Here is a 10022-nt window from a genome sequence, read left to right on the forward strand (position 1 = left end):
AAGTAACCAGTCGGTTACCTCACCTACTCATCAACCCTATTTGACAAAGAGCCTTCAATCAGACAACCCTTATAACATCCCCTTTGATTCTTTTAATCCTGTCTACCAGCATTATTCGAAAAATCTTTACCAATCCTTTATTGCCGATAACTGTAGTAAACTTCATTATCAATTGCAGCGGACTATTGATGCTTTTAGCACTTTCGAGCATGAAATTCACTTAGATCCAGCTCATAGTTTTCTTGATCTATACAAGGATTGCAAAAAATATCTAACGCTTCGTCCAAATTTTCATGAATGCTTGCTCCACCTTAAAGAAAGTTCTGTAGAACTCTTTATACTGACTAAAGGAGCCAATGCTGGTCAAAGGAGTAAAATTGAAGTGCTCGGCTTAAGGCAATACTTTGATGAGGATCAAAATTTCATATCGGAAAACTTGGCTTATTCGAAAGCTGATATTGAAATTTTCAATAAAATTACTAACTCACTTGCTTGCGCAAAAGATGAAATTATTTATAGTGGAGTTGATTGGACCAATGACATCGAAGGATCTTTAAATAGTGGTTGGCAAGCTATTTACTTTAATGTCCATAACAAACCTGGTAGGAATAATCATCCCTATCTTAAAGCAATCCAATTTGAAAAGGACCTTTGTAATTTACTATCCAATCTTTAAAAAAAATCCGAGCAAATTGCTCGGACTTTTTTTACGTCTATTCATATAAAATTATTGTTCAGAAGTTGTTTCTTCATTTTCTTCTGTTGTATCTGAATCTTCATTTTCATCAGATTCTTCTGTAGTTGTTTCTTCATGTCCTTCAGATTCCTCTGTAGTTGTTTCTTCATGTCCTTCAGATTCCTCTGTAGTTGTTTCTTCGTTAGAAGGAGCATCTTGACCACCATTGTTTGACTCTTGGGGACTAGTTACTGCATTCCCTTCACTATCTACCGCTTCTTCAACTTCACTGCCTTCAACTTTTAGAACTTCTAAAGTTGTAGCATCTAAAGTAATGGTCATCATTTTTCCTTCGGTTGGTTCTTCAGTGTTTTCATAAACAAATACGGCCACTTCAGTGACATCTGTTTCTTCATTAACTGAATAAACAAATTCTAATGCTTCACCCATGCCAGCTTCTTCTTCAGCGGCTTCTTTAATTTCGTCAAAACCAGCAAGATCTTCAAAATCAATAGTAGCTAAAGGCTCATCAGACATTTCCTCTTCAGTATCAGATTCGCTTTCTTCATTGTCTGACATCATATCATCCATTGCATCTTCTGCATCTGACATCATATCATCCATTGCATCTTCTGCATCTGACATCATGTCATCCATAGTATCTTCAGCTTCAGACATCCTATCTTCAACTTCGTTTTCGTCTTCAGGGATTTCTTCTTTCGTACGAGCATCATAAGAAACAGTTACATCTTCCATTGCTTCTTCATCTGTACCTTCAATCGTAATTTCAAATGGATCTACCTCATCCATTTCGTCTTCAGTCATTTCTTCATCTGACATTTCATCTTGGGTCATTTCTTCTTCAGATTCGTCATCAGCCATTCCCATTTCTGACTCGACTTTGACAGATAGATCATCTTCTTCATCTTCTTCTAAAGGTTGGATGATAATACGATTAATTCCAACTTCTGGATAATCTTCTTGATACTTTTTAACGATTTCTTCCAAAGCTTTCTGCATTGGACTTACTTCTTCTTCATCTTCTTCAACTGTTGTTTCTTCCATAGAATCTTCAATCATTGAGTCCACAGTTGTTTCACTATCTTCTTGAGCAAAGATAGATACAGTTGGAGCTATAGCTCCTAAGGTGATAGCGCTCATTGAAATTAAAACTAATTTTTTAAAAGATTTTTTCATTATAAAATCGCTCCTTTGTTCTTCTAGTATGTCTTCATCATACATCCTATATTCTATTTATGCTAGTAATTTGCTTAGAAATAATGATGATTTTTTTAAGAATATTATTCCCATCCCTATTGTAGATGCTTTTATATCAGTGTTTGTCGGAGTTTACTTTTTAATCCACAAACGAACACTCTTCTAATTTTGTTCACAATTTATTCATAATTATTATTTATGAATGAAAAATAGCGTTGGCAAACAAGCCAACGCTATTAAGTCAAAAATTATTGTTTAGCTTTTAATTTCTCAAGCATATCCACTGTCATCTTATCTAAATCATACTCTGCTTTAAAGTTCCATTCTTCTTTAGCAGCTGAAATATCCATTTCATCTGGCCAAGATTTCGCAATGCGCTCTAAAGTTGGATTCACATCGTAAGTCATTTCGAAGTCTGGCATGACTTTACGGATTGATGCCGCAATTTCTTCAGGCTCGAATGACATACCTGAAATATTGAAAGCATTGCGATGAACCAATTTATCAGCATCAGCTTCCATTAAATCAATGATTGCTTGAATAGCATCTGGCATGTACATCATGTCCATTTTTACACCTTGAGGAATATTGCAGACATATTTACCATACTTAATCGCATCATAATAGATTTGCACTGCGTAGTCAGTTGTTCCACCTCCTGGAGGTGTTACGTAAGATATTAAACCAGGGAAACGTACGCCACGAGTATCCACACCAAAGCGAGTATAGTAATAATCACACAGTAACTCACCTGCTACCTTAGTAATTCCATACATTGTTGTTGGGCGTTGAATAGTATCTTGAGGAGTACCAACTTTTGGTGTGTCTGGACCAAACGCACCAATAGATGAAGGTGTAAAAAATTGAAGCTCTAATGAACGAGCAACTTCTAATCCATTTACTAAACCTTGCATGTTAATATCCCATGCTAATAAATGCTTTTCTTCTGCAACAGCTGATAATAAAGCAGCCATATGAATTAATGTGTCTACTTCGTGATTTTTAGCAATAGCCATAAATGCGTCCATATCCATTACATCTAAAATAGCGAAGTTAGGATGATTACAGACTTCATTTCCCTCTACTACACGGATATCTGTAGGTACGACATTTTCTTCACCATACATATCATTTAACTTAACAACTAATTCCGAACCGATTTGGCCTAATGCACCAGTAATTAAGATTTTTTTCATGATTCCCTCCTAGATTACGCCTAATTCTTTACCAACTTTTTCGTAGATGGTAATTGCTTGGTCTAACATCTCTTTAGTATGTGCAGCTGTTGGCATATTTCTCACACGACCAGTTCCGAGTGGTACTGTAGGAAAGACAATTGATTTAGCATAGACTCCTTCTTCTCTTAACCGTTTAGAGAAGGCTTGAGCTAATTTTTCTTCACCTAAAATAACTGGTGTAATTGGTGTTTCCGAGTTGCCAATATCAAAGCCTAATGCTTTTAATTCAGCTTTAAGATAGTTACCATTCTCCCATAGGCGATCGTGTAATTCTGATGATTCCATTAAGATATTAATCGATTCAGTAGCAGCTGCAGCATCCCCCGGTGTTAATGAAGTTGAGAATAGGAATGGACGTCCAGCTACTTTTAACCAGTCGATTAATTCTTGTGAACCCGCAACATATCCACCTACTACACCAAGAGCTTTTGAAAGGGTTCCAATTTGTAAGTCAATCTTATCCGATAGACCGAAATGCTTAACTGTACCCGCACCTTTACCCATTACTCCTGAGCCGTGCGCATCATCAACATAAGTAATTAAGTTGAATTCTTCTGCAATTTCAACAATTTCTGGAATATTAGCTACGTCGCCATCCATTGAGAAAACACCGTCTGTAATGTACATTACTTTTTTGTATAAGCCTGATTCTGTTGCCTCTTTAGCTTTTGCACGTAAATCATCCATGTCTTGATGTTTCACTGGAATGATTTTAGCACGTGATAAACGGCAGCCGTCAATGATTGAAGCGTGGTTTAATGCATCTGAAAGAATAGCGTCTTCTTTGTTCATGATGGCAGAAATAGCAGCCATATTACAATTGAAGCCTGATTGAAAAGCTATTGCAGCTTCTGTTTTCTTAAATTCTGCAATTTTCTTTTCTAGAATATTGTGGACATCCATCGTACCATTAATAGTACGAACCGCACCTGCTCCCACTCCATACTTATCAATAGTTTTTTTAGCTACCTCTTTTAAACGTTCGGAAGTTGCTAAACCAAGATAGTTGTTTGATGATAAATTAATGAGCTCTTGTCCGTTAATTTCAATGATTGGGCCGTTTGCAGAAGATAAGGCTTCGATTTCATTATAGAGATTCTTTTCTTTCTTTTCTGCAATTGCTGCTGATAAAAATTCATGTAAGCTTTGTACCACTTATAGTTCCCCCTTAATACTTTTACTATATTATAAAACGCTTCCAGGTTTAAAGCAAATACAATCGCAATTATGATTAAATCCTTATTGATTTCTCATTATTTTCTTATTCTAAAGCTAAATTAAACTAGTTCCGCTTGTTACTAAAATGTCGCGTCGACTGAACAGCCCTTCTCCAACCTTCATATAAATCTTCACTGCGATTTATTGACATTTTCGGTTTAAAAGTTATAGCGGGTTTAACTAAGCTTTGGATTTCTTCAATAGACTGCCAATAGTCTACTGCTAAGCCTGCTAGAAAAGCAGCCCCCAATGCCGTGGACTCAAGATTGGATAAGCGTGTTACTGCCGTATTTAAAATATCTGCTTGAAACTGCATCAAGTAATTATTTTTACAAGCGCCTCCATCGACTTTTAATTCTGGAATGACGACCCCCATTTCATCCTTTATTACATCAATGATGTCGCGCACTTGATAAGCTAAAGATTGCAAGGTCGCTTTAACGAAGTCAGCTTTATCAGTGCCACGAGTTAAGCCAAACACAGCTCCTCTAGCCTGAGAATCCCAATAAGGAGCTCCTAATCCCGTGAAAGCTGGCACCACATATACTTCATCTTCGTTTTTTGAATGTTGGGCGAGTTCCTCAGATTCAGAAGATTCTTCAATCATCCTTAATCCATCTCGTAACCATTGAATAGCTGAACCCGCTACGAATATAGAGCCCTCAATACAGTATACTGGAGATTGGTTAGGAAATTTATAAGCGATAGAAGTAGATAGCGCATGCTTAGACAGCTTTAGCTCATTCCCAATGTTCATCAATATAAAGGCACCTGTTCCATAAGTTGATTTAACTTGCCCTTTATCAAAGGCGAGTTGACCAATCAATGCTGCTTGTTGATCTCCAGCCATACCAGCTAATGGTATTTCGTGACCGTAAAAATGATAGGTGGCTGTTTTTCCGTATATTTCAGAATTTGATACCACTTGGGGTAATAGTTGAGCAGGTATATTGAATATGTCTAAAAGCTCTCGATCCCATTCCAGAGTTTCAATATTAAATAAAAGGGTACGCGAAGCATTAGAATAGTCCGTAATATGGTGTCTGCCACCTGACAATTTCCACATCAACCAAGAATCTATTGTGCCAAAGGCTAAGTCGCCAGCTTCTGCTCTTATTTGAGAAGTTGGAAGATGGTCTAAAATCCAACGAATTTTACTCGCTGAAAAATAAGGGTCAAGCGGTAAGCCTGTCTTTTTCTTAATAATATCTTCATAGCCACTCTTTTTAAGCGCTTGGCATATTTCGCTTGATTGCCGCGATTGCCAGACAATCGCGTGATAGATAGGCTCTCCGCTTTCACGGTCCCAAATGACTGTCGTCTCTCTTTGATTAGTGACTCCAATTGCTACTATCTGCTTAGGTTGAATATTACCATTAATCAAAGCTTGAGAAATGACGGACTGAACGGATTGCCAAATCTCATTAGCATCTTGTTCTACCCAACCAGATTGAGGAAAAAATTGTTGAAATTCTTTTTGAGCACTGGCTATAAATTCACCTTGATGGTTCACTATGACTGCTCTAGTAGATGTCGTTCCTTGATCGATTGCCATTATATATCGGTCGTTTAACAAAATAAAGCCCCTCTCTTTAATCGCTTAATTGAGTGATTGTATTATAGTTCTTGTCAATATACTTCTCAAGTTTCGTTTAATTAAGACTTGTATTCTATTAATTTAAAGGTATAATTAAGACAAGAATCTTAAATAAGGACAATTGTTGTCAGTGGGAGGTATTATCATCAGACTCAACTCAAATGAAAAGCGTGTTTTGGATTTAATTAAGCAAGACCCTTTTCTTACTCAAACTAAACTTGCTGAAATTTTGAGTATTAATCGATCTACTCTAGCTAATATTGTGTCATCACTTACGCAAAAGCGCTACCTGCAAGGTAGAGCCTATATTGTCAATGAACCAGCTGATATTTTTTGTATCGGAGCTATGAATATTGACCGTATCTTTCAGTTAAAAACACCTTTACTCAAATCCACCTCTAATCCTGTTAACTCAACAGTGACTGTTGGAGGAGTTGCACGAAATGTAGCAGAAAACCTCGGAAGGATGGAACTCTCAGTGAGTTTACTATCTTTAGCAGGTATCGATGCTGATTTTGAAGAAATTAAGGCTATTACTCAGCCCTTTGTGAATTTAGACCATGTGAAATCCTTAGAAAATCACAATACGTCCTCCTACACAGCCATTCTCGATGAAACAGGTCAAATGGAAGTAGCCTTTGCTGATATGGAAATCTGTGATCAAATGAATGCTGAATGGATTACTAGTTTCCATTTACAAATTGAAAATTGTCAATTCATTGCTATGGATCTTAATCTCACTCAATCTGCCGTTGAACAAGTGATGAATATAGCGAAAAAACAGCAAATACCTCTGGTGGTTATTCCAGTTTCCGGACCGAAAATGAACCATCTGCCAGAGAATTTAAAAGGAATTACATGGCTAATTGTCAATCAGGATGAATCTGAAGAATACTTTAATCACAAAGTTAAGACGGAAGATGATTTTATATATCTCGCTGAGCTATGGATTGATCGAGGAGTGGAAAATGTCATTATCACTCGTGGTACTAAACCATTGCTATACTCGAATCAAAAGAAAGAGTTTCTATATTTTCAACCTCCTAATAACCCTCGATTAGTTGATGTGACAGGGGCTGGCGATTCTTTTGTAGCGGGATTAATATACGGGCTCAAAAAAGAATATGCTCCAAGTGAAGCCATTCATTATGGTATTACTAACTCTTATTACACTGTACAATCCCCTTCCACAGTTAGAAAAAATCTTAATGCGAAACTGTTTGAAGAAGAACGTCAATTGATTGGAAATTGTCAAATATTTTAAAGAAAGAGGAATATAACTATGAATCAACCATATAATAAAGAAACAGCTAACGCTATGAATCATCCCCTATTATCCATCTCTAAAGAGGTTCAAGCAGCAATCATTCAACAAAAACCGATTGTAGCCTTAGAATCAACTATCGTTTCACACGGAATGCCTTATCCACAAAATGTTAAAATGGCACAAGAAACGGAACAAATTATTCGTGACCACGGAGCTGTTCCAGCAACCATAGCCATCATGAACGGGCAGTTTAAAATTGGCTTAGAAGAAGAAGACTTGGAAATCTTAGCTACAGCAAAAGATGTGGTCAAAGTATCCAGACGAGACTTAGCCGAAGTAATTGCCAATAAGCAATTAGGAGCCACTACCGTGGCTACAACCATGATTGGCGCTCATCTAGCCGGGATTAAAGTGTTTGTAACCGGTGGAATTGGTGGGGTTCATCGTGGATATACTGAACACATGGATGTATCTGCTGACCTTGAAGAGTTAGCCCAAACTCCTGTTACCGTGGTATGTGCGGGAGCTAAAGCTATTTTAGACTTACCAAGAACCTTGGAATACTTAGAAACTAAAGGGGTTCCGGTTACTGGTTATCAAACCGATTACCTGCCAGCCTTTTATTCTTCAACCTCACCTTACCGCTTGACTAGTAGGGCAGATTCTGCAGAAGAAATTGCCCAGCGAATGGTAGCCGCTGATCAACTAGATTTACAAGCTGGTTTATTGATTGCAAACCCAATCCCTAAAGAATACGAAATCCCTAACGATGAAATCAATGCTATCATTGATCAAGCTTTAATTGAAGAAAAAGAAGCTGGCGTTCATGGTAAGGAATCCACCCCCTTCTTATTAGCAAAAATTGTTGAATTGACTGAAGGACGCTCATTAGAAACTAATATCCAATTGGTTTATAATAATGCAAAATTAGGTGCAGAAATTGCGGTTCAATACCAATTGAAAAACTAATGTGTCTTCCAAAAGTATTTTTAGCCTCTAGTTTGGGTTATTCCTGAATTGGAGGCTTTTATATGTGATCATGAGTGATTAACTTAGAAAGCAAACGCTTGCTTTATCGACCTTATAAAGGTATATTATAGTTAAAACAAATGGAGGTATTCTATGAAAAAATTATTAACACTATCGGCAGCTGCCTTAACACTAGGTGCAGCTACATTACCTTTAGCAACTGTTGTTGCTCAAGAACAAATTTCACCAGTAATCATTACTGACGTTGGTGGAGTGGACGATAAATCATTCAACCAATCTGCTTGGGAAGGTTTACAAGCTTACGGTGAAGAAAATGAATTAGAAGAAGGCCCTGGTGGCTACTTCTATCTTGAATCTAAGTCAGATTCAGATTATGTAACAAACATCAATGCAGCTATCCAAGGTGGATCAAACCTTATTTTTGGTATTGGTTATAAGTTACAACCGGCTATTGATGAAGCAGCTGAACAAAACCCAGATGGACATTTTGTTATCGTAGACTCTGTTGTTGAAAAAGACAACGTAGCTTCTATTACCTTTAAAGACAACGAAGCAGCTTTCTTAGCAGGTGTTGCTGCAGCTATGACTACTAAGACAGACCACATCGGTTTTATCGGTGGAGTTGAGTCTGAAGTAATTGACCGTTTCGAAGCTGGTTTTGTAGCTGGTGCTAAAACAGTTAACCCTGATATCGAAATATCAATCGAGTATGCTGGTCACTTTGCAGATGCTCCTAAAGGAAAGCAACTAGCAGCTTCAATCTACTCTAGTGGCGCAGACATCATTTATCATGCTGCTGGTGGAACTGGCCAAGGTGTATTCTCAGAAGCTAAAGACCGTGTATCAAACGATCCTTCTCAAGAATTATACGTAATTGGTGTAGACTTAGACCAAGACGCTGAAGGCTTAATTGAAATTGACGGTGAAGAGCGTCACTTAACATTAACATCTACATTGAAACAAGTTGGTGAATCAGTGAAAGCATTTGCTGAAAAAACACAAGCTGAAGGTTTTGAAGGTGGCGTTCAAACTTTAGGTTTAGCTGATGGTGGTGTAGACCTTACAACTGAATTCTTAACTGACGAAGTTAAGAAAGCTGTTGAAGACTACAAACAACAAATCATCAATGGCGAAATCGTTGTCCCTGAAAAACCAGGTGAAGAGATGACCTCTAATGAAGATGCTGATGCAGAAAAAGCTGAAGACGAAACAGAAGAAGAAACTGCTGAAGAAACTGAAGCAGAATAATAATTTAAAATTAATTACAAAAAAGAGCAAGCTTGATTTATCTCAAGCTTGCTCTTTTTTCTATTTAGAACTACTTAACGTATATAATAGAAAGTCTTTTGATTGGATTAATTATATTCGACTATTACTTCTAGGAACAATTAGGATAATGTTTTTTCAACTATTGACTTATATTTCAAAATTGCGTAAGATATATGTGTATTTCTATATTGGGGGCGTAGCTCAGTTGGGAGAGCGCTACAATGGCATTGTAGAGGTCGTCGGTTCGAGACCGATCGTCTCCATATAAATAAATATATACTATTAAAAATTTTTATAAACCTTAACATTATAGGTTTTTAATAAAAATAATCACTAAATATTGCATAATATTTCGTGCAACATTCGAGCTCCCTAGGCAAATAGAGAGGACTAGCTTATTTGCTAGCCCTCTTTTCTTGTGAAATTTAGGCTCTATAATAAACAGGGTGGATGGAAGAAAAAAACACTTCCTTCCATCCTATTTTTTGCTACACAAAAACACAAAAGTCCGATCTATTAAAAGTGGTAACTAAAATAGAAAGGACTCTG

Annotated in this window: 8 protein-coding genes and 1 tRNA gene; 5 read left to right on the top strand and 4 right to left on the bottom strand. The window is 37.0% G+C overall.

Annotated elements, in window-relative coordinates:
- A partial coding sequence (locus tag ACQV2T_RS08865; protein ID WP_428893557.1) for an HAD hydrolase-like protein occupies nucleotides 1–676 on the top strand: 676 nt, incomplete at its 5' end.
- A 51-nt stretch (nucleotides 677–727) separates the two neighbouring features.
- Here the strand turns inward: ACQV2T_RS08865 and ACQV2T_RS08870 are convergent.
- From ACQV2T_RS08870 to glpK, 4 genes are all read right to left on the bottom strand, one after another.
- A complete protein-coding gene (locus tag ACQV2T_RS08870; protein ID WP_428874962.1) occupies nucleotides 728–1873 on the bottom strand; it encodes a hypothetical protein in 1146 nt (381 codons plus the stop codon).
- A 269-nt stretch (nucleotides 1874–2142) separates the two neighbouring features.
- The gene (locus ACQV2T_RS08875; protein ID WP_428873844.1) at nucleotides 2143–3090 is read right to left on the bottom strand and encodes an L-threonine 3-dehydrogenase; all 948 of its coding nucleotides are present in this window, start codon (nucleotides 3088–3090) and stop codon (nucleotides 2143–2145) included.
- A 9-nt stretch (nucleotides 3091–3099) separates the two neighbouring features.
- The gene (locus ACQV2T_RS08880; protein ID WP_428873843.1) at nucleotides 3100–4287 is read right to left on the bottom strand and encodes a glycine C-acetyltransferase; all 1188 of its coding nucleotides are present in this window, start codon (nucleotides 4285–4287) and stop codon (nucleotides 3100–3102) included.
- A 127-nt stretch (nucleotides 4288–4414) separates the two neighbouring features.
- Complete coding sequence (glpK, locus tag ACQV2T_RS08885) at nucleotides 4415–5926, bottom strand: glycerol kinase GlpK (protein ID WP_428873842.1); 1512 nt, start codon at nucleotides 5924–5926, stop codon at nucleotides 4415–4417.
- A gap of 151 nt (nucleotides 5927–6077) precedes the next feature.
- On the opposite strand from glpK, the gene ACQV2T_RS08890 reads away from it, so the two are divergent.
- The 4 genes from ACQV2T_RS08890 (at nucleotide 6078) to ACQV2T_RS08905 (ending at nucleotide 9736) form a co-directional block, all read left to right on the top strand.
- Complete coding sequence (locus tag ACQV2T_RS08890) at nucleotides 6078–7211, top strand: PfkB family carbohydrate kinase (protein WP_428873841.1); 1134 nt, start codon at nucleotides 6078–6080, stop codon at nucleotides 7209–7211.
- Between the two features lie 54 nt (nucleotides 7212–7265).
- Nucleotides 7266–8183 carry a pseudouridine-5'-phosphate glycosidase gene (locus ACQV2T_RS08895; RefSeq protein WP_428873895.1) on the top strand — a complete coding sequence of 306 codons (918 nt, stop codon included), beginning with the start codon at nucleotides 7266–7268 and terminating at the stop codon, nucleotides 8181–8183.
- Between the two features lie 153 nt (nucleotides 8184–8336).
- On the top strand, nucleotides 8337–9452 hold the full coding sequence (locus ACQV2T_RS08900; RefSeq protein ID WP_428873840.1) for a BMP family lipoprotein: 1116 nt from the start codon (nucleotides 8337–8339) through the stop codon (nucleotides 9450–9452).
- Between the two features lie 211 nt (nucleotides 9453–9663).
- Nucleotides 9664–9736, top strand: a tRNA-Ala gene (locus tag ACQV2T_RS08905).
- Nucleotides 9737–10022 lie beyond the last annotated feature (286 nt).

Source organism: Facklamia sp. P13069, from assembly GCF_050409405.1.
In the GTDB taxonomy this organism is placed as follows: Bacteria; Bacillota; Bacilli; order Lactobacillales; family Aerococcaceae; genus Facklamia.

What these genes read in the sequence shown, in the direction of transcription:
- ACQV2T_RS08870 (WP_428874962.1), bottom strand. Translation starts at nt 1,873, where the DNA reads ATGAAAAAATCTTTTAAAAAATTAGTTTTAATTTCAATGAGCGCTATC.
- ACQV2T_RS08875 (WP_428873844.1), bottom strand. Translation starts at nt 3,090, where the DNA reads ATGAAAAAAATCTTAATTACTGGTGCATTAGGCCAAATCGGTTCGGAA.
- ACQV2T_RS08895 (WP_428873895.1), top strand. Translation starts at nt 7,266, where the DNA reads ATGAATCATCCCCTATTATCCATCTCTAAAGAGGTTCAAGCAGCAATC.
- ACQV2T_RS08900 (WP_428873840.1), top strand. Translation starts at nt 8,337, where the DNA reads ATGAAAAAATTATTAACACTATCGGCAGCTGCCTTAACACTAGGTGCA.